This is a genomic window from Candidatus Pelagibacter sp. uisw_091 (genome assembly GCF_059512525.1).
The window spans coordinates 469,930-490,498 of record NZ_CM183455.1 but is presented as its reverse complement, the minus strand read 5'-3'; the positions used below and the strand labels follow the sequence as shown (position 1 = coordinate 490,498).

The window sequence follows — 20,569 nt, the reverse complement described above, 5'->3', positions numbered from 1 at the left end:
AGAACAGATTTTGTACTTTATTTGTTCTTATGCTAACTAAAAAACAAAAAAACCTGCTTTTATTTATCAACAAGAAGTTGAGAGCCTCAGGCGTTTCACCTTCTTATGAGGAAATGAAAGACTCATTAAATTTAAAATCTAAATCAGGAATTCACAGATTAATAAGTGCTTTAGAGGAAAGAGGTTTTATTAGAAGACTTCCTCATAAAGCAAGAGCTTTGGAGGTTATAAAACTGCCAGAAACAGCTTCAGCAAATGATATTTATAACAGTTTTTCACCAAGTGTTATTAAAGGTGGATTAGACACAGAAAATACTAAAAATGACGAAATGGAAATCCCTGTGTTAGGTAAAATTGCAGCAGGAACACCAATTGAAGCAATTCAAAATGAAGTTGCTAGAATACCTCTTCCTAGCAATCTTGAAAAAAATGGTCAATACTTTGGACTAAAGGTTCAAGGAGATTCGATGATTGAAGCTGGAATTAACGAAGGTGATACAGTTATAATAAAAAGATCAGATACTGCAGATAATGGCAAGATTGTAGTTGCTCTAATAGATGAGCATGAAGCAATGCTAAAAAGAATAAGAAGAAAAGGCAAAACAATTGCTCTTGAAAGTGCAAATAGAAACTATGAAACTAAAATATTTGGACCTGACAGAGTTAAAGTTCAGGGTGTTTTAGTATCTTTATATAGAAACTTCTAAAAAAATAGTCTAAACATTCCGAATGTCTAAAGTAGCAACAAGATTTGCTCCCTCTCCTACTGGAGCCCTACATATTGGTGGTGTTAGAACTGCTTTATTTAACTGGCTATATTCAAAGAACCAAAAAGGAAATTTTCACTTAAGAATTGAAGATACAGATAAAGAGAGATCTAAGGATGAACATAAATATCAAATTATAAAATCTTTAAAATGGATTGGTATAGAGCATGATGGTGATGAATATATCCAGTCCACAAAAATAAATGATCATGTAAATGTTGCTGATGAGTTGCTGAAAAATGGTCATGCTTATAAATGCTACTGTTCAAGTGAAGAAATTGAAGAACAAAAAAATAGAGCTAGACAAAAAAAACTTCCTTATATTTATAATAGAAAATGGAGAAATCTTACTGAAACAGATGCTCCAAAAAATATAAAACCAGTAATTAGATTTAAAAGTAGAATTAAAGGAACATCCATATTGAAAGATTTAGTTCAGGGTAATGTTGAAATTGACAATAATACAATTGAGGATTTCATAATTTTAAGAAATGATCGCACTCCCACATACAATCTTTCTGCAACTGTGGATGACCATCAAATGAATATGACCCATATTATTAGGGGGGATGATCATAAGATCAATACTTTTAAACAAATGCAGATATACGTGGCAATGGGATGGGTGGTACCTCAATTTGCACATATACCTCTTATTCATACTATAGAGGGTAAAAAACTATCAAAAAGAGATAACGCTTCAACGCTAGATGACTATTCAAAAATTGGGATTATGCCTAGTGCGTTAAGGAATTATTTATTAAGATTAGGATGGTCCTACAATGATAAAGAAATATTTACTTTGGATGAAAGTATTAAACTTTTTAACTTAGAAGGAATTGGAAAATCACCTTCAAAGCTAGATATGAGCCGTATTCTATCAATGAATGAACATTATATTAAAACTATTGATGAAAATGAACTTTACAATCAACTTGTTATATACTGCGAATTGTACAAGGAAAAAATTAAATCCGATAAAGAAGAAAAAATTAAAACATCATTATTGTTTCTTAAAAATAAAGCCAAAACTTTAGAAGACATATATAATAATGCCAAATATTTAATTTTTGATAAAATAAACTTTAATCAAGATGATTTAAAACTTATTGATGACAAAGCAAAAAAAATAATTTTTGAATTTAATAAAAATGTTGATGTTTTAAAAATTTTAAATAAAGAAACTTTAGAGCCTATAGTAAATAATCTTATAAAAGTACATGAGACAAATTTTAAGGGAGTTGGACAGCCATTAAGAATATCTTTAACAGGTTCAAAGTTTGGTCCAGGCATTTATGATATAATCATCTCATTAGGTAAAGAAGAAGTTCAAAAAAGATTAGGTAACAAGGTGCTTACTTAATACTGAAGAGGCTTCTAATGAGGAGGATGATTTCGATCTTATCTCATTTAAAGTTTTGTTACATTTGTTTACTTGATCTTTCATAATTTCTGGATTTTTTAATAAATAAACAACTGAATTATAAATTTCTTTTGCATTACATTCGCCTTGTAACAATTCTGGAATAATTTCTTTTTTATTAATAATATTTATAATATTCGCAAATTTAACTTTAACTAACGATTTCATAATTAGATAATTAATCATGTTAATTTTATAGATTATAATAGATGGAACATTAGCATTACAAATTTCAAGAGATACCGTTCCTGATTTAGCTACTGCAAACACAGATCTAGATAGTATTTGAGATTTGATATTATCATCTGAAATCACTTGGATATTATTTAATGAATTATTTTTTAGAGAATTAGTAATTAATTCTTTATTTTCTTCAGTAGCATGGAAAATATAAATATAATCATTAAATCGTCTGTTCATTAATTTAATAAAATCAGATAAAATTGGTAACAGAACATTAGTTTCAGAATTTCTACTTCCTGCAAATATTGATATAATCTTTTTATTCTCATTAATTAATGAAGATAAATCAATTTTAGATTTTTTATTTGTCTCCAATAAAGGGTGTCCCACGAAAGTATTTGTAATATTCTCTTTGTCAAAATATTCTTTCTCGAAATTAAACAAAAGTAGCATGTGATCTATAAATTTCTTAAATTTTTTAACTCTACCTTCCCGCCATATCCAAACTTGAGGTGCAACATAATGAATTATTTTAATGTTATTATTAACTTTTTTAACTCTTTCGGCTACCCTAAGTGTAAAATCTGGGCTATCCACTGTAAATAATATATCTGGATTAAATTCGATAATTTCATCCACAGTCTCATTGATTTTATTTTTAATCTTAAATATATTTAGCAATACACTTGTAAAACCCATATATGTAATTTCTTTTAGGTCAAAGATTGAGTCGATACCTAAAGAATATAAATGAGACCCACCAACACACAAATATTCAATTTTTGGATTAGATTCCTTTAGTTTTGATATAACTTTAGAAGCTAACTTATCGCCCGACGGTTCACCTGTTACTATAAATATCTTTTTCATATAACTTTAATAAAGATTTCATTTTTATCAGCAAAATTTATGCATTTAATTTTATCCATAAATATATTTTGATTACACTTAAGAACTACCCCTTTTAAATTCGCTTTTTTACAGTCTTTAAGTGTATCAAGTCCAATAGTTGGTAAGTCAGCTCTTAAATCTTGTTTTTTTTTGGGAAATTTAATTAATATGCCTTTATTATTTTTAACTTTAATTATCGATTGGATCATTTTTTTTGTACCTTTTGAGTTTTCTTTTGCAATAATTGAATTGTTTCTAATTATTAAAGCTTGAGTATGATTGTATGCATTTAATTTGTTTAGTGAATTTATACCTTTTTTGATTTCAATTAATTCTTTTTTACTGGGTTTAATTTTTGTATAATTGCCTTTTGGTAAAGTTAATTCCGGATTATAAAAATTAGATTTTATAACCTTAATATTATGTTCTGATAAAATCTTTATTAACTCTTTTAAAATTGCTGCATCTCCCAACTTTGAAGCCTTGATTATTCTTGGAATATAATAAAGGCCTTTAAAGTCCAATTTAAGTGAGGAAATTTTTGGTTTAATAATTTTCCCAGCAAATAATACCTTATTACATTGATTTTCTTTAATTACTGATAAAATTTTACCAAACTGTCCTATGCTAATGAAGTAACTATTCTTATTTTTTTTAAAATCATTATTTATTGTTAAATCTATAATAAAATATTTTTTCTTTTCCTTTTTGATTTTATTTAAAATTATTTTTGGGAAATCTGTACTACCTAAAAATAATCCAATCATTCTATCTTGGAAGAGGGGTGCAAATTGGCCTTTTTTTATCTTTATTGATAAATTCAACCACTTCTTTAACTAAATTATTTTCCTTAAACTGACCATTTAATTTATTCAAATTTTGATTTAAGTTTTCTGTTTTAAATATTTGCTTATAAGCATCTGCAAGACCAATAATTTCTTTATTTGATATCTTGCTTCTTCTTAATCCAACAACATTAATTCCATTTAAGTAATTTCGATTACCCGTTGATAAACCGTAAGGAATAACATCTCTAGAAACACCGGTCATTCCACCTATCATAGCCATTTTTCCGATTCTAGTAAATTGTTGAACACCACAATTACCACCAATTATAACATAATCATCAATTTTTGCATGACCAGCTATTGCCGCGCTATTAGCTATAACAATATTGTTACCAATAATGCAGTCATGAGCAATATGAGCACTAATCATTATTAAATTATCATTACCTACTTTTGTTATTCCCCCACCTTGAATTGTGCCTGGATTAATTGTTACATATTCTCTTATTGTATTATTATTTCCAATCAGAAGCTTTGTTTTTTCATCATTATATTTCATGTCTTGAGGATCATTACCTATTGAAGCAAACGGGTAAATTTTATTATTTTTACCAATTATTGTTGAACCAGTGATGCTGACATGTGATTGAATAATTACATTATCTTTAATCTCAACATTAGGGCCGATGACTGTATAGGGCCCAATAGATACAGTTGAGGCAATTTTTGCATTGGGGTCAATAATTGCTGTTTTATGTATCATTTATTATCCTTAATAAATTCTTTTAAATTTTTAGCAGGATAACCCATAACTTTAGAGTTATCTGGAATATCTTTTATTACACCACTACCCCCGCCTATTTGAATATTATTACCAATTTGTAAATGTCCAGAGATACCAGCTTGACCACCAATCATAACATTATTTCCTAAAGTTGAACTTCCAGCAAAACCAACTTGGCCTGCAATAATGCAATTACTACCGATTTTATTATTATGAGCAATATGAACTTGATTATCTAAGTAAGTGTTTCTTCCTATTATAGTATTAGAAAGTGAACCTCTATCTATGGTAGACCCACATCCAATTTCACAGTTGTCTTCAATTATAACTACACCTATATGTGGGTATCTAAAATTTTTATCTTTGTCAGGAAAAAAACCAAAACCTTTTTTACCAATTACACAACCATCCAAAACACTTACATTGTTTTTAATTATTGTATTTCTTATGATTACGTTTGAGCCAATAGAGCAATTATCACCGATAATAACATTACTTTCAATTATTGTGTTATGTCCAATTAGACAATTTTTACCTACTTGAACATTTTTTCCGATTAAAACATTTTTACCATATGTGGTTATTTTTGCTAATAGTGTTTCATTAATAACAGAAATATTTTGATCAAAATCATCAGTAACAGAATTAGGATAAAATATTTTAGTAATTTTTGCTGTAGTTATTAATACATTATCAACAATTATTGAAAAACAAGTGGTAGGTAATATATGTGCTAAGTTTTTAGTAGTAATACAATATGCAGCATTAGTTTTAGATGCTAAATCTTCATATTTTTTTGAGTGAAAAAAAGAGACATCTTTATTAGTTGCAGAAACCAGATCTTTTATGTCATTGACATTAATTTTATTAGGAATAATTTTTTTAGAAACATCTGACAATTCTAATAACTCATCTATATAATAAGGACCACAGTTTTTAAAAAAAGGATTAGGCATTAATATAGTTTTTTATCAAAACTATAATTAATTACTTATCAATAATTGTTACTAATTATTTTCTATCAACAATGGTAGCTGACCATAGGGCATCAGCCATTTTTTTACCTTCAACAAATGCTTCACCTTTGTATTTCCAAACTCTGCCATGAGATCTAACTGCCTCTATATTTAATTCAAGTTTACAATCTGGTATTACTGGGTTTCTAAACCTAGCTTTTTCAATTCCCATCAAAAATACTAATTTATTTTCATAAGTTTCTTTATCTATGCCAGCTGCAGTAAGAGCGGCTGCAGCCTGTCCAAAAGCCTCAACAATTAAGACTCCTGGCATTACTGGATTATCAGGAAAATGACCTTGAACAAAGAAACTATCTTTTGTTACATTAACAATGGCAGTTGCAGAAAAAAGTTTCTTAATGTTAATGAGTTCTTCAATTAATAACATTGGTTCTCTATGTGGCAATAAATTTATTATATCTTTTTTATTTAATTTAGTAATCATTAATCAATATTAATTTTATCAATTTTTTCATCTAACAAAACAAGTATTGTTTTTGTAATATCAAGATTGGACTTACCAATTACAATATTTTTTTTTTCTAATAAAATTGAAATATTATTTTTGGTAACATATTCGGTCAAAATTGGTGTAATTTCTTTCATAAACATATTAATAGATTTTGTTCTTCTTTTATTTAGTGATGTTATTTTGTCATTCTTATATTTATTATATATTACAACTTTTTTTTTAAATTCTTCAACTTCTAATATATAAGCTTTTTTTTCTAAAAGATTTTTTTTTGATAAAAGTTTATCTTCATTTTTCTTTAAGTTATCTTCTTTATTCTTAAATTCAGTAATTTGTTTTTTTTGCAATTTTTTTATTTCAGATTCTATATTTTTTCCAGCTTTAGAATTATTTAACAAAAAATCAAAGTTTATATATGCAATGTTAGCGCTTGCACTAAATGAATTTACAAAAAGAAAAATAGAAATATATAAAATTATTTTTATTTTAAACATTAAAATGTTGTTCCTAAATTAAATCTGAATGTTTCTTTTTTGTCAGAATTTGAACTTGTAATAGGCTGTGATAAAGAAAAGCTTAAAGGTCCTATCGGAGTAAACCAATCAACGCCAACACCTAACGCACTTCTGATGGACCCTGAATCATCTAATGCAGAACTATAATCTACACCCCACACATTTGCCATATCTAAAAAGAAATTAAAATCTGCATTTTGTAATTCTGGGAATAAATTTGGTACTTGTGTAACAAAATTCATTGAGGCTGCATAATTACCACCTACAAAATTATCATTATCTATTGGGCCAATTTTACCAACTTCAAAGCCTCTAAGTCTATTGCCAGGAAGCAAAATTCTTTTAGATACTCTTACATCTTTATTGGAAATTGAATTTATAGCTTTGAAATAAACATCAATATTATTTACAAAATTATCACCAATCGAGAAATATTTTGAAAAATTGTATGAATTTGTTATAGCTGGATTATTGCTAATTAACGGCAATTCTTGAGTGAAGCTACTTATGAATCCGGCCTTAGGATCATACTGATTATCTCTTTTATCGTAAGAAATGCCATATGGCATTGTTATGTCATAAAACTTGCCCTTTTGTTTTTTATATTGTTCTGATGCGTTACTATTAGTTGTCAGATTTTCGTGTCTTACTGAAATAGCAGGTGACACATATAAGTTTCTATATTGTTCAAAAAAAGTAGAAAATTCAAGAGTATTCGTCTTTGTTTCGTATCCATAATTAGTAATTTTATCAACACTAGAAGATGAAAAACTTGATGTTAATGATCTATTTGAGTAAGCAAAGTTTGGTTCTGTATAACTCAAACCAGCAGAAAGACTGTCAGTAGTATAAGATATATCAGTAACAAGTTTTACACCTTTGCCTAAAAAGTTGTTTTCTTTTATTGTAAAACCAAATGCAGCTCCTCTTGTACCGTAACCAGCACCCACCGAAATCTCTCCTGTAGGCTTTTCTTCGAATGTTAGATTTATATCGGTATATCCATCTTTTTCACTATCTACAATCTCACTTTCAACTGTTTTAAATATATTTTTTGCTTTGAGCGTATTTATTGATTTATTGTGCAATAATTCATTAAAGGGATCACCTTCATCAACGATAAGTGAATTTCTTATAACCTCTTCTCTTGTAATTGTATTACCATAAACATTAACTCTATTAACATATTTTTTTTGTGTTTCTTTAATTTCAAAAATAAAGTCTAATTTATTAGTGTCAATAATTTCCTCATTAACAGTAGCAGATATAAATTCAAATTGGGAATTTAAAGCAATATTATCAATTTCATCTAAAATATCTTCAATTTTATTCAGAGAGTAAATTTGATTTTTTAGATCTGCAAATAAATTTAAGATTTCTGAAAAATTATCTCTACTATAATTCTCAGGTAATAAGAGATCGAGTTCATTAAAGTAATATTTCCTGCCTGAATTAATATTAAATGTAAGTTCAAATTTATTTGTGTCTAGCATATTAGCGTAAGAATCACTCACTTTAACATTGTAAAAACCTTTGTTTAAATAAAAATTCTTTAAAAGACGCTGATCTAGCGAAATTCTTTTTTGATCAACATATTTTTTATTAGAAAAAAATTTCCAAAATCTATTTTCTTCTGAAGTTATGACGCTTCTCAGTTTTCTATCTTTAAAAAATTTTTCACCTATAAATCTAATTTCTGAAATTGAAGCTTTATCTCCCAACTTAACATCATAGGTTAAATCTACAGTATTATTTTCATTATAATTTACAATGTATTGAACATCAGAAAAATAATGACCTATCGATCTTAATGAATTTAAAATAATATTTACATCTCTTTTAGCTAAAATTTCTTTATAAGAACTTCTGTTCTTTAATGATAAAATTTCTCGGATTTTAACAATAAGTGTTTTATTTTTTATACCCTCAATATATAGATTCTGAATTATAGGATTTTCATCTACACTTATATTCAAAATTTGATTATCAAAATTAATAGAAACATCTTTAAAAAAATCTGTCTCGTATAAATCAATGATAACTTTATTTAATTGGCTCTCAGAAAGGTTTTGTCCAATTTTAATCTTACTAAAAACAATAATTGTTTCATTTGAAATCCTTTCATTTCCAGAAACTTTAATTGACTTTACTACTTCTCCAAATGCTGAAGAGATAGAAATTAACATAACAATTAAAAACTTTAAAAATGTACTAAACATAGCTGTCTTATATACTTAAAGAGTCAATTTTAAAACGAACATAATCACTAATTTGGTTGATTTGACTAATATTTTTTGGTTTGATTTTCTTATATTTCACAAAGTCTTTATTCTTAATAATTTTTAATAGTATTTTTGAAATATCTAAAAAATTTATCTTCCCTTTTAAAAACATATCAACAAGTGTATCATTAGCAGTTACGATAACTGTTTCAAATAAAGATTGTTTAATTGGCAAAGTGTTAATTATTTTTGTAACAGGAAATTTTTTAAAATTGATACCTTGAAAATCAAGATTATTTAATAGATCAATATTTAATCCCTTAGATTTTATTTTTTTTTGACTGTTAAAATACAGAGAATTAAAAATTGGGATCGTCATATTAGTATCATGAATCAAAATTTTAGTTAAACCATTATGAAACTTAACTATGGCATGAACATAAGATTTGGGATGAACTAAAATTGATATTTTATTATATTGTAAGTTAAAAATATTTTTAGCTTCAATAACTTCAAAAACTTTATTCATCATAGTTGCTGAGTCTATTGTAATTTTTCTTCCCATTTTCCAATTAGGATGAGTAAGTGCTTTTTTTCTTGTTATAAATTTAAATTTTTTTAAATCTAGCTTATTGAATGGTCCACCAGAAGCAGTAATAAAAACCCTCTCTATATTACCAATATTGTGCTTATTAATTAATGACCATATTGAAAAATGTTCAGAATCAACTGGAATAAAGTCAGTTTTATAAAAGTCGAGTTTTTTTTTTATTAAATTCCAACCACATATTATGGATTCTTTATTTGCAATAGCAATTTTATTAGTAAATTTGATAATTCTTAATGTTGGATCCAATCCAATTAATCCAGATATGGCATTCATAGTATAATAAATTTTTTTATTCTTTAAAATTTTGTTAATTGATTTGAAATCATTATAAATATTAACATTTTTATCAATTAATTTTTTTTTTGCATAATTATATTTAGTTTTATTTGTAATGATTAAATTTTTAACATTGAAAATTTTTGCCTGTTTCAATAATTTATTGATATTACTATTTGCTGTTAGAAGTGTTATTTCAAATTTTTTTTGATCCTTTTTGATAACATCTAGCACGGTTTTACCGATTGAACCTGTTGACCCTAGAATGACAATTTTTTTTTTCATATTTAAAAAATATTAAATAGTAGAAGCCCAATTGGAATAGCAAAGATTATACCATCTACTCTGTCAAGAATACCTCCATGGCCTGGTAGTAAATCGCTGGTGTTTTTAACTTTTGCTTTTCTTTTTATATAAGAGATAAGTAAATCTCCTATTTGAGTGGTTAAAGATATAAACAATGTAATTACAATTAATATTAAAAGATCGTACTTAATCAATGTTTCATTAAATAAAGGAATCAAAAACAATGAAAAAACAAAAGACCCAATAGATCCAGACACAGTTTTGTTTGGACTAATTTTTGTAAGTTTTTTTCCTTTAAAAAACTTGCCAATTACTAAGCCACCTATATCAGAAAGTATAGCAACAAGAATTGAATATATTAGGTAAACTTTTAAATCTTGATGGTAAGATTCAATATAAAATAAATAATAAACCAACAATGATAGATACAATAACGAAATTGATTTAAATATAAATCTATAAAATTTATGATTAATTGAATTTTTAATAAATATTTTAGATAATAAAGCATAAAATTCAATCCAAATAATTATTGCAATCACAATCAGTGATATAATCATCATGAAAGAGAAAAAGTACATTATTGTTAATAATAACAACAATAAAAGTGAAGTAACTATTCTTTTTTTTAATTCAGAGCCCATTAAATTGATCCAAAATTTCTCTTTATATATTTAAATTTAGTTAATATTTTTTTAAAATCTTTTTTGCTAAAATCAGGCCACAGTTTTTTTTCAAAAAAAATTTCTGTATATGCTGATTGCCAAAGTAAAAAATTACTTAGTCTTTGAGTGTTACCTGTTCTTATCAATATTTCAGGATCGGGTATACCTTTAGTAAACAAGTTTTTATCAATATTTTGCTCGTTTATTTTAATTTTCTTTTTATTAATTGACCTTAAGGCATTTATTAATTCACCTTTTGAACCATAATTTAATGCAACATTAATTTGAATAATTGAATTTTGTAATGTTTTTTTTTCAGATGTTTTAATCAAAGTTTTAAGCGTTATTGGTAATTTACTTAATTCGCCTATAAATTTGACACTAATTTTATTTTTTATTAAATCTTTAACTCTTTTAATTAAGAAATTTTCTAATAAGTTAAATAAAAAATTTATTTCTTTTTTAGGTCTTTTCCAATTTTCTGTAGAAAATGTATAAAGTGTTAAATATTTAATCTTTTCTTTTATACATTCGTCAATAACTGTCTCCACTGTATTTAAACCAGCTCTATGTCCTAAATTTCTTGAATTTTTGTGTTTGAGACCCCATCTACCGTTTCCATCCATAATGATGGCAACATGTTTAATTGGACTCATATAGTCATTATTTCTTTTTCTTTAGATTCTACTTTTTGATCAATGCATTTGATATGATCATCTGTAAAAATTTGAATTATCTTTTCATTTTTTTTTTCGTCATCTTCGCTAATTTCTTTATTCTTTACTAAACTTTTTAATTCATCATTAGCTTCACGTCTTATGTTTCTAATTGAAACTTTACATTTTTCTCCAATAGATTTAATTAATTTTTTTATCTCAGACCTTCTCTCTTCATTTAAATCAGGAACTGGTAGTCTAATCAATTGTCCATCAATTTGTGGGTTTAAACCAAGTTCAGATTTTTTAATCGCTGAATCAACTAATGGAACATTATTAAGATCCCAAACTTGAATATTGATTGTTCTTGCATCTGGAGTTGTTATACTAGAAACTTGATTTAAAGGCATCTTTTGCCCATAAACATCAACCTTAACTAAGTCCAGCATTGAAGCATTCGCTCTTCCAGTTCTTAGTGATGTTAATTCTTTTGAAAAAACCTCAATGGTTTTATCCATTTTTTGATTATACGTTTTTTCTTCAAACATTTATTCACCTATCTTTATTCTAAAGAAATCATTGATCTTTAAATCAGGTATATTTAGTTCTTTAACAATTTCTTGTACTTTCTTTTTTGGTTCCATTACCCAAGACTGTGTTAACAAGGAATTTTCTTCCTTAAATTTACTCATTTTTCCTAGACTGATTTTTTGAGCAATCTCTTCTGTTTTTCCAGAACTTTTTAATTCCTCCGTAACAAGATCCTGTTCTTTTTGAATTACCTCTTTGTCAATTAAATCAGAATTTAATGCTAATGGATTAGATGCAGCTATATGCATTGAAAGTTGTTTGCCAAAAGTTCTAACTGCTTCGCTGTTATCTTTCGTTTCAATAGAAGTTATAACAGATAATTTAGCTAAATTGTCTTTAACTATTGTATGTAAATAATTAAAATTTTTAGCACCTGATTGATTAAATGTTTTAGTCTTACCTATTGTTATTTTTTCACCCATTTTTGCAATTAATGAAATTAGATTATTTTCAACAGTTTGACCATTTAACATGTTAGACTTATTTAATTCATCTAAATCAGAATTGTTTTTATTATTTAAATCGCTTAGTTCTTTTGCAAAAGAAACAAAATCATCATTTTTTGCAACAAAATCTGTTTCACAATTTACTTCTATCACTGAAATCTTATTCTCATCTCCTGAAGTTGCAATTACACCTTCTTTTGCATCTCTGGACATTTTTTTAGAAGCTTTAGAAATTCCTTTAACTCTTAAAATTTCTACAGCTTTATCTAAATCACCACAAGATTCTTTAACCGCTAAATTGCAATCTTTAAAACCTGCACCTGTTGCTTCTCTTAATTGTTTTACTTTTTCTATATCGCTCATATTAATTTAGCTTTTCTTTATCTTTTTTGGAGAATTTAGCATCTAGTTTTTCTCTATCTAACTCCTGAACAGTTTTAGTAGATTTTTCTTTTGTATTAATATTTTCAACTTCCGGTTTGTCTTCAGTTTTAGATGGAGCTGCTTTTTTTGCATTTTCAATAGTTTCTTTTATTAGGTTGCAATAAAGATCGATTGCTCTTCTGGCGTCATCGTTGCCAGGAATAGGAAAATCAATACCATCTGGATTTGAATTACTATCTAAAATGGCACAAATAGGAATGCCCAACTTAGATGCTTCAGCTATGGCTAGTGATTCATAGTTTGTGTCTATGATAAATACTAAATCAGGAACTTTTTTCATTTCAGCAATTCCACCAAGAGCCCTTTCTAATTTATCTTTTTTAACACTCATTTTCAAAAGTTCTTTTTTTGTAAAGCCTCTATTCTCAGCAACAAGATCAGCTTCATATTTCTTCATCTTTTTTATCGAACCTGAAATTGTTCCCCAGTTAGTTAACATGCCTCCTAACCACCTGTAATTTACAAAAAATTGTCCAGTTTCTTTTGCAACTTCTGCAATAGCTTCTGATGCTTGTTTTTTAGTAGAGACAAAAAGAATTTTTCCATTATTTGCAATTGTATTGTAAACTTTTTCTAATGCCACATTTGTTAATTCTAATGTCTGTGTTAAATCAATAATGTGAATTGAATCTCTTTTACCAAAGATGTATTTTTTCATCTTTGGATTCCATCTTAAAGTCTTATGACCTAGGTGAACGCCTGCTTCTAATAATTGTTGTATAGTTAGACTTGGTATTTTCATATTTATTCCCGGTTAAGCCACCACAGTAATTTCCATCTAAGGACCGGAGGTATAAAACCACAAACTGTGTGCGTGTTAATTTAATTTAAGAGTTATTTACAAATTATTTGTAAAACAAACAAGTCTTTTTTAGTGAATTATGGTCGAAATATCATTATTTCTAATGATATTTATAGCTTTTCTATCAATAAGTCGTTTATTCTTAAGTTCAAAGCTAACATTTTTATCTTTGTCATTAATATTTATTTTTACCTTGGTAGTTCCATCTTCATTAATTAAATTTGATATTTTATCAATATCCTTGATTGATTTAATATTAAAAATAATTTCGCTAATTGGTTTATTAAAAAGATCTGGAAGTGATGCTATTTTTTGAACATTTATCCTTTTAAGTTTATTTTCATCATTCGAAATAGTTTTAATTAAAGTTATAATTAAAGAATTACCTTCAACCAAAACCTCTCTATTTAATTCTAGAATGTCTGAAAAAAGAAAAAGCTCAAAAACACTGGTCAAATCAGTAAATTTAATAACTGCGTATGAGTTACCTTTTGCAGTTTTTCTTTCAGAAATTTTTAAAACAGTTGCTGCAATATTTGCATCTTTTGTATTGTCATCTAAGCTGAACATTGCATAATCAATTATTTTATAATCATTAAAAATTTCTTTAAATTGATTTAAAGGATGGTCGGATATAAAAAATCCAATAGCTTCAAATTCTCTTGATAATCGATCTTCAAATTTCCAATCTTCAATATTAAAAATTATTTCATTATCTTGTTCTTCATCTGAACCAAAAAGATCAATTTGATTTGCTGCTTTGTTTTCATGAATGTTTTTCGTTTTTAAAATAAAATTTGGAATTGAATTAAACAATGCTTGTCTATTACTATCTATATTATCAAAAGCTCCTGCTTTAACTAAACCTTCTAGTTGGAGTTTGTTAATATCTTTAGGGTTAACTCTGTTTAAAAAATTATTTATAGATTTGAATTCACCATTTTCTTTTCTTTCTTTAACAACATTTGCTATTGCTTCATAACCAACACTTTTAATTCCACCAAGAGCATAATAAAAATTATCCTCATCAAATTGAAAATCTGCAAAACACTTGTTAACATCAGGTCTTATAACTTTAATATTAATTCTTTTTAATTCTTCATGAAATTCACTCAATTTATTTTGATTTGAAATATCCATTGTCATCGAAGCTGCAAAAAACTCTTTAGGAAAATAAGTTTTTAAAAATGCCGTTTGATAAGAAATTATAGCATAAGCGGCTGCATGACTTTTATTAAATCCATATTCAGCAAATGGTTCAATTTTTAAAAATATACTTGCTGCAACTTCTTTACTAATTCCATTTTTCAGAGCACCAGCAATAAATCCTTGTTTTTGTTTTTCTAGTTCGGCTCTTTTTTTTTCCCATAGCTCTTCTTAATATATCAGCCTCACCTGCAGTAAAACCTGAGAGTTTTTGCGCTATTTGCATCACCTGTTCTTGATAAATAATAACTCCATATGTAGGTTTTAAAATATCTTCAAGTAGTGGGTGTAAATAATCAGGTGTTTGTCTTCCATGTTTACAGTCATTATAAACTGGTATGTTACTCATGGGTCCTGGACGATAAAGAGCCACTAGTGCAATAATATCTTCAATATGGTTGGGTTTCATCTGCAATAATGCTTCACGCATACCGGCGCTCTCAACCTGGAATAATCCAACAGTATTACCAGAAGACAAAAGTTCGAAAACTTTTTGATCATCAAAGTCAATATCTTCAATTTTGAAATTTTTAACTTTTTTATTAATCAACTTTTGCGTTCTATTAATTACCGTTAAAGTTTTTAATCCTAAAAAATCAAACTTAATTAAGCCAGCATTTTCTGCTGAATACATGTCAAATTGTGTAGAAGGTAATAATAAATCGGCAGATGCATCTTTGTATAAAGGCACAACTTCAGTTAATTTTCTATCCGCAATTACAACACCTGCTGCATGAGTTGCTACATTTCTATTCAAACCTTCTAATTTTAAAGAAAGATCAGTTAATTTTTTAACACGAGGATCCTCATTAACTAATTTTTTAAGTCTTGGCTCGCTATTAATACACTCAGTTAGACTTTGAGGTCTGGAAGGGTCAAAAGGTATCATTTTTGAAATACTATCAACAAAACCATATGGCAAACCTAGTACTCTACCAACATCTCTAATAACCATTCTTGCTTTTAATTTTCCAAATGTGATTATATGGGCAACGCTATCTTTGTATTTTGTTGTTAAATATTTAAAAACAAGATCTCTTTTTTCCTCACAAAAATCTATATCAAAGTCAGGCATTGACACACGGTCAGGATTTAAAAAACGTTCAAATATTAAATTAAATTTAATTGGGTCAACATCTGTAATAGATAGACACCAAGCTACAAGCGAACCTGCTCCAGAACCTCTGCCTGGTCCTACAGGAATATCATTACTCTTAGCCCATTTAATATAATCAGACACAATCAAGAAATAACTAGGGTATTTCATTTCAATTATGATCTTTAGCTCATGATCTAGTCTATCTTTATATTTTAAAAATTTGTCATCAGTTTCTAATTTGCTTTCTTCAATTTTAAAAACTTTGAGAAATTTTTCTTTTAAACCATCTAATGAATCTTTTTTTAGTATTTCATCAGCACTACCCCCTTTTTCAGAACTAATATTTGGAAGTACAGGTTTCGAAAACTGTGGTCTAAAATTGCATTTAAATGGTAAATTGAAGTTATTTTCTAAAGCTTCAGGAATATCTGAAAATAGTTTTGACATTTCTTCATTAGATTTAAAATAATGTTGGTTGCTAAATTTAATTCTGTTTTTTTCATTAATATAAGTTTTGGAACCAATACAAGTTAACGCATCATGGGCTTCGTGCATGTCAGGTGTTAAATAATAAACTTCATTAGTCGCAATAATTGGTATCTTAATTTTTAGAGATTGTTCTAAATTGAATTTTTCAAAAGCAATTTCATTTTGATCGCCATGTCTTTGGATTTCTAAGTAAAAATTATCTTTAAATTTTGATGATAAGTTCTTATATAGTTTTGAGATTTCGTCTAAACGACCTTTTTCAAATAATTTACCAAACAAACCCTGGATAGTTCCCGAAAATAAGGACACTCCTTCAGTATCTATTAAAAGTTCCTTAATATCTAAATGAGGGTCAGATAGAGCGTCATTTTCTAGGTAAGATCTTGAAGAAAGCTCTATGATTCTCTTATATCCATTTTCATTAAGAGCTATCAAAGGTAATAGCCCTGTTGTGTCTTCAAATTTAAAATATATTTGAGTGCCAATAATTGGTTGAGTGCCAACCTTAGAGATATTTTCAGCAAACTCCAACGCACCACATAAATTGGATGTATCAGAAAGACCTAAACAAGGTATTTTTTTTTCTTTACAAAAATCTTTTAAATTATCAATTTTGATAGCACCTTCGCAGATTGAATACTGTGTGTGAATTTTTAAGTGATTAAAGTTTTGATTATTTAATTCTGGCATTGATAGTTTTTATATTACCATCAATCATTTCTAATTTGCAATCAGCCATATTAGCAAAAAATCTATTGTGAGTTGCATAAATTATTAATCTGTTTTTATTTTTTAATTTATATAAAACATTAAAAACCTCCTTTGCTGTTGTATGGTCTAAACTGCCAGTAGGCTCGTCTGCTAATATAATTTCAGGTTCGTTAATAAGTGCTCTAGCCATTGCAATTCTTTGCATTTCACCCCCTGATAGTTCTGAAGGAAAATGTGCTTCACGTGATGAAAGACCCATTATTTTTATGATTTTTTTTGCTCGATCAATTGAGTTTTTTTTATCATTGGTTAAAGCTAAACCAGCTAAATAAACATTCTCTAATGCAGTAAAATCTGGAAGTAAATTATTTTGTTGATAGATAATACCAATTTTACTTGATCTAATTTTATCATTTTTTGCATTCTCATTAAAGTTTACTGGTTTACTATCAATTAACAATGAACCAGTGGTAGGTTTATCTATCATTGATAAAACATTTAATAATGTAGACTTTCCCGATCCAGAGGGACCAACAAGAGAATAAATCTTACCTTTTTTAAAAGAATAATTAATTTTTTTTAAAACATTTATTTTTTTATTGTTAGAAAAAGATTTTGATATGTTTTTTAATGATATCAAATTATTCATACTTGAGTCCTTTAACTGGGTCTAATTTTGAAGCTTTTATTGCTGGAAAAATTGAAACAATAATAGTTACAAAAATTGAACAAAAAGAAATAATAAAAATTGAAGTTGTATTTATTTCAGAAGGCATTGTGCTTAAAAAATAAATCTCTTCAGGAAACAAGTTTATATTAAATATATTACTTAAGAATTCTCTCAAGTTTTCTATATATAAAGAAAACATTATACCTAAAAAAATTCCAAAAAAAGTTGCTGTAGTTCCAATAATAACACCAACAAGAAAAAATATCTTAACAATAGATTTATTCAGGACGCCAATAGACTTTAATATAGCTATATCTCTTGTCTTATTTTTAACCAAAATTGTAAGACCTGAAATAATATTAAAAGCAGCCACTATAATAATCAAAGATAAAATTATAAACATTACATTTCTTTCAACTTTTAATGCAGAAAACAATGAACTATTCATATCAGCCCAACTATATACAAAGTTATTTTTGAATATTTTTTGAATTTTATTTTTTTCTTCTTTAATATTAGAGGGATTGTACAAATAAATTTCTAAGTTACGCTTTTCTTTTTTAAGACCAAAAAAGTTTTCCAATGTCTCTAAATTTATGAAAGCAATATTTGCATCAAAATCAGCTAAACCACTATCAAAGATTGAACTAATAATAAAAGTTTCTTGTCGAGGTAAGCTTCCTATAATTGTTTCTATGCCTACTGGTGACATGATTGACACTTTATCTCCCACACCAAGGTCTAAACTAAAACTTAATTCTTTACCTATTGATATTGAATTTTTTGTTAATTGGTTTGATTTACCAATTAAATTTCCTTTTTTCACAACATCAAGTTTTAGAAAGTTTTCACTACTGTAACCTCTTAAAATTAACCCTTTAGTGTAGTCTTTGCTAATAACAATTGCTTCACCAGAATTACTAAAAATTAACTTCTTGGAAATTTTTATTAAATCATTATTTTTAAGTATTTCTAAATTTATAGAATTTTCATAAGGTTTCACTGTTACATGTGGGTTAAATCCTACAATTTTATTAACTAATTCAGTTCTGAAACCATTCATGACCGACATAACAATAATTAATACTGCAACACCCAAACTTATTCCAATGAACGAAAAAATAGAAATAATATTTAAAAATCCATCTTTTTTTCTGGTTTTTAAATATCTAAATGTAATCTCTTTTTCTAATGTTGAAATCAATTTTTTACTTTTAATTCAGTTAAAATCTTAGTTATTTGTTCTATATTTAAATTCTTAGGTTCTTTTCCTATTTCCTTAAATTCTAACAGATCACCTTCTGATTTTTTTCCTATTATAATTTGATAAGGAACACCTATTAAATTAAATTTCTTAATTTTAGATGAAAGATTTTCATCCATGTCATCAATAATTGTATCTATATTGTTATTTTCAAAATGTTTAAAAATTTTTGTAGCTTTATCTAATGCAGATGTATCATTTTTATTAATCATTGGAATTATGGCAAGCTCATATGGTGCTACAGAGAATGGCCATTTCATTATTTCATCCTTTTCATCATATTTTGCTTCTATAATTGCACCAACTAGTCTTGATACACCAATTCCATATGATCCCATTTTAACAAAATCTTTTTTACCTCCTGGAAGATCTACAGCTGCATTTAAGGCTTTTGAGTACTTATCTCCAAAATAAAAAATGTGACCTACTTCTATACCTTTTGTAATCAGTCTATTTTCTTCTAATACTTTTTCTTCAAATTCATCTTTGTTAAATTTTTCATCTGCTACAGCGTAATATTGTTCATATTTTTTTCTTAAGTCTTGTAAGGATTTTCTATCCACTACAGATCCTTCACTATCTAAATCAAAAACTCTTTTATCTGTAAAAATTTTACTTTCACCAGTATCTGCTAAAATAATAAATTCATGAGAAAGATTTCCACCAATTGGTCCTGTATCGGCTGCCATTGGTATTGCTGAAAGTTCTAGTCTCTTAAATGTTTTTAAATATGAGAAAAAAAATTTATTATATGAGAAAGTTGCATCTTCATCATTTACATCAAACGAATAGGCGTCTTTCATATAAAACTCTCTACCACGCATAATTCCAAATCTAGGTCTTACTTCATCTCTAAACTTCCATTGTATGTGATATAATAATTGTGGTAATGACTTATAAGATTTAACATTAGATCTAAATATATCAGTAACCAACTCTTCATTGGTTGGACCATATAGCATTTCTCTACCTTGTCGGTCTTTAATTCGAAGCATTTCATCTCCATAATCATCATAACGTCCACTTTCTTTCCAAATATCACTGGGTTGAATGGTTGGCATAAGTATTTCTTGTGCGCCAATTTTATTTTGTTCTTCTCTTACAATTTGTTCAATTTTTTTCATCACTTTAAAACCTAATGGTAGCCATGAATAAATACCTGCAGAAGATTGTTTTATCATCCCTACTCTGAGCATTAATTGGTGTGATTTTATTTTTGCTTCTGATGGATTATTTTTTAATATTGGAATAAATGACTTTGAAATATACATTT

Annotated in this window: 18 protein-coding genes and 1 pseudogene; 2 read left to right on the top strand and 17 right to left on the bottom strand. The window is 27.1% G+C overall.

What is annotated here, in order from left to right; all coding sequences use genetic code 11:
* Positions 1 to 29: 29 nt before the first annotated feature.
* Both lexA and gltX read left to right on the top strand, forming a co-directional pair.
* Positions 30 to 707, top strand: coding sequence for a transcriptional repressor LexA (gene lexA, locus AC5YGA_RS02630; protein ID WP_415309192.1), 678 nt, complete (start codon positions 30 to 32; stop codon positions 705 to 707).
* Between the two features lie 22 nt (positions 708 to 729).
* Complete coding sequence (gltX, locus tag AC5YGA_RS02625) at positions 730 to 2,130, top strand: glutamate--tRNA ligase (RefSeq protein WP_415309191.1); 1,401 nt, start codon at positions 730 to 732, stop codon at positions 2,128 to 2,130.
* Here the strand turns inward: gltX and lpxB are convergent.
* From lpxB to proS, 17 genes and pseudogenes are all read right to left on the bottom strand, one after another.
* The gene (gene lpxB / locus AC5YGA_RS02620; RefSeq protein WP_415309190.1) at positions 2,107 to 3,243 is read right to left on the bottom strand and encodes a lipid-A-disaccharide synthase; all 1,137 of its coding nucleotides are present in this window, start codon (positions 3,241 to 3,243) and stop codon (positions 2,107 to 2,109) included. The genes gltX and lpxB overlap by 24 nt on opposite strands.
* On the bottom strand, positions 3,240 to 4,031 hold the full coding sequence (gene lpxI / locus AC5YGA_RS02615; RefSeq protein ID WP_415309189.1) for a UDP-2,3-diacylglucosamine diphosphatase LpxI domain-containing protein: 792 nt from the start codon (positions 4,029 to 4,031) through the stop codon (positions 3,240 to 3,242). The genes lpxB and lpxI overlap by 4 nt, the downstream gene beginning before the upstream one ends.
* A gap of 1 nt (position 4,032) precedes the next feature.
* Complete coding sequence (gene lpxA / locus AC5YGA_RS02610; RefSeq protein ID WP_415309188.1) at positions 4,033 to 4,815, bottom strand: acyl-ACP--UDP-N-acetylglucosamine O-acyltransferase; 783 nt, start codon at positions 4,813 to 4,815, stop codon at positions 4,033 to 4,035.
* On the bottom strand, positions 4,812 to 5,792 hold the full coding sequence (gene lpxD, locus AC5YGA_RS02605; protein WP_415309187.1) for a UDP-3-O-(3-hydroxymyristoyl)glucosamine N-acyltransferase: 981 nt from the start codon (positions 5,790 to 5,792) through the stop codon (positions 4,812 to 4,814). The genes lpxA and lpxD overlap by 4 nt, the downstream gene beginning before the upstream one ends.
* A gap of 55 nt (positions 5,793 to 5,847) precedes the next feature.
* On the bottom strand, positions 5,848 to 6,297 hold the full coding sequence (fabZ, locus tag AC5YGA_RS02600) for a 3-hydroxyacyl-ACP dehydratase FabZ (RefSeq protein ID WP_415309186.1): 450 nt from the start codon (positions 6,295 to 6,297) through the stop codon (positions 5,848 to 5,850).
* Positions 6,297 to 6,818 carry an OmpH/Skp family outer membrane protein gene (locus AC5YGA_RS02595; protein ID WP_415309185.1) on the bottom strand — a complete coding sequence of 174 codons (522 nt, stop codon included), beginning with the start codon at positions 6,816 to 6,818 and terminating at the stop codon, positions 6,297 to 6,299. The genes fabZ and AC5YGA_RS02595 overlap by 1 nt, the downstream gene beginning before the upstream one ends.
* Complete coding sequence (gene bamA / locus AC5YGA_RS02590; RefSeq protein ID WP_415309184.1) at positions 6,818 to 9,058, bottom strand: outer membrane protein assembly factor BamA; 2,241 nt, start codon at positions 9,056 to 9,058, stop codon at positions 6,818 to 6,820. The genes AC5YGA_RS02595 and bamA overlap by 1 nt, the downstream gene beginning before the upstream one ends.
* 7 nt (positions 9,059 to 9,065) lie before the next feature.
* Positions 9,066 to 10,232, bottom strand: coding sequence for a 1-deoxy-D-xylulose-5-phosphate reductoisomerase (locus AC5YGA_RS02585; RefSeq protein ID WP_415309183.1), 1,167 nt, complete (start codon positions 10,230 to 10,232; stop codon positions 9,066 to 9,068).
* A gap of 2 nt (positions 10,233 to 10,234) precedes the next feature.
* Entirely contained in the window at positions 10,235 to 10,897 is a 663-nt protein-coding gene (locus AC5YGA_RS02580) for a phosphatidate cytidylyltransferase (protein WP_415309182.1), read from the bottom strand.
* Positions 10,897 to 11,574 (bottom strand): polyprenyl diphosphate synthase, encoded by a 678-nt coding sequence (gene uppS, locus AC5YGA_RS02575; RefSeq protein WP_415309181.1) that lies wholly within the window; start codon positions 11,572 to 11,574, stop codon positions 10,897 to 10,899. The genes AC5YGA_RS02580 and uppS overlap by 1 nt, the downstream gene beginning before the upstream one ends.
* Positions 11,571 to 12,122: a ribosome recycling factor gene (gene frr, locus AC5YGA_RS02570; RefSeq protein ID WP_415309180.1), complete on the bottom strand. Its 552-nt coding sequence runs from the start codon at positions 12,120 to 12,122 to the stop codon at positions 11,571 to 11,573. Before frr ends, uppS begins: the two co-directional genes overlap by 4 nt.
* Entirely contained in the window at positions 12,123 to 12,974 is an 852-nt protein-coding gene (gene tsf / locus AC5YGA_RS02565) for a translation elongation factor Ts (RefSeq protein WP_415309179.1), read from the bottom strand.
* A 1-nt stretch (position 12,975) separates the two neighbouring features.
* Positions 12,976 to 13,797: a 30S ribosomal protein S2 gene (rpsB, locus tag AC5YGA_RS02560; protein WP_415309178.1), complete on the bottom strand. Its 822-nt coding sequence runs from the start codon at positions 13,795 to 13,797 to the stop codon at positions 12,976 to 12,978.
* A gap of 129 nt (positions 13,798 to 13,926) precedes the next feature.
* A pseudogene (gene dnaE / locus AC5YGA_RS02555) lies at positions 13,927 to 17,341 on the bottom strand (DNA polymerase III subunit alpha).
* Positions 17,325 to 18,011 (bottom strand): ABC transporter ATP-binding protein, encoded by a 687-nt coding sequence (locus tag AC5YGA_RS02550; RefSeq protein ID WP_415309177.1) that lies wholly within the window; start codon positions 18,009 to 18,011, stop codon positions 17,325 to 17,327. Before AC5YGA_RS02550 ends, dnaE begins: the two are co-directional and overlap by 17 nt.
* Positions 18,004 to 19,236, bottom strand: a complete 1,233-nt coding sequence (locus AC5YGA_RS02545; RefSeq protein ID WP_415309176.1) for an FtsX-like permease family protein — start codon at positions 19,234 to 19,236, stop codon at positions 18,004 to 18,006. The genes AC5YGA_RS02550 and AC5YGA_RS02545 overlap by 8 nt, the downstream gene beginning before the upstream one ends.
* Positions 19,233 to 20,567, bottom strand: a complete 1,335-nt coding sequence (gene proS, locus AC5YGA_RS02540) for a proline--tRNA ligase (protein ID WP_415309175.1) — start codon at positions 20,565 to 20,567, stop codon at positions 19,233 to 19,235. Before proS ends, AC5YGA_RS02545 begins: the two co-directional genes overlap by 4 nt.
* Positions 20,568 to 20,569 lie beyond the last annotated feature (2 nt).

Coding starts and splice junctions, on each gene's coding strand:
- AC5YGA_RS02585 (WP_415309183.1), bottom strand. CDS start 10,232: ATGAAAAAAAAAATTGTCATTCTAGGGTCAACAGGTTCAATCGGTAAA.
- lexA (WP_415309192.1), top strand. CDS start 30: ATGCTAACTAAAAAACAAAAAAACCTGCTTTTATTTATCAACAAGAAG.
- AC5YGA_RS02550 (WP_415309177.1), bottom strand. CDS start 18,011: ATGAATAATTTGATATCATTAAAAAACATATCAAAATCTTTTTCTAAC.
- uppS (WP_415309181.1), bottom strand. CDS start 11,574: ATGAGTCCAATTAAACATGTTGCCATCATTATGGATGGAAACGGTAGA.
- lpxD (WP_415309187.1), bottom strand. CDS start 5,792: ATGCCTAATCCTTTTTTTAAAAACTGTGGTCCTTATTATATAGATGAG.
- frr (WP_415309180.1), bottom strand. CDS start 12,122: ATGTTTGAAGAAAAAACGTATAATCAAAAAATGGATAAAACCATTGAG.
- proS (WP_415309175.1), bottom strand. CDS start 20,567: ATGTATATTTCAAAGTCATTTATTCCAATATTAAAAAATAATCCATCA.
- lpxI (WP_415309189.1), bottom strand. CDS start 4,031: ATGATTGGATTATTTTTAGGTAGTACAGATTTCCCAAAAATAATTTTA.
- lpxA (WP_415309188.1), bottom strand. CDS start 4,815: ATGATACATAAAACAGCAATTATTGACCCCAATGCAAAAATTGCCTCA.
- tsf (WP_415309179.1), bottom strand. CDS start 12,974: ATGAGCGATATAGAAAAAGTAAAACAATTAAGAGAAGCAACAGGTGCA.
- fabZ (WP_415309186.1), bottom strand. CDS start 6,297: ATGATTACTAAATTAAATAAAAAAGATATAATAAATTTATTGCCACAT.
- AC5YGA_RS02595 (WP_415309185.1), bottom strand. CDS start 6,818: ATGTTTAAAATAAAAATAATTTTATATATTTCTATTTTTCTTTTTGTA.
- bamA (WP_415309184.1), bottom strand. CDS start 9,058: ATGTTTAGTACATTTTTAAAGTTTTTAATTGTTATGTTAATTTCTATC.
- rpsB (WP_415309178.1), bottom strand. CDS start 13,797: ATGAAAATACCAAGTCTAACTATACAACAATTATTAGAAGCAGGCGTT.
- gltX (WP_415309191.1), top strand. CDS start 730: ATGTCTAAAGTAGCAACAAGATTTGCTCCCTCTCCTACTGGAGCCCTA.
- AC5YGA_RS02580 (WP_415309182.1), bottom strand. CDS start 10,897: ATGGGCTCTGAATTAAAAAAAAGAATAGTTACTTCACTTTTATTGTTG.
- lpxB (WP_415309190.1), bottom strand. CDS start 3,243: ATGAAAAAGATATTTATAGTAACAGGTGAACCGTCGGGCGATAAGTTA.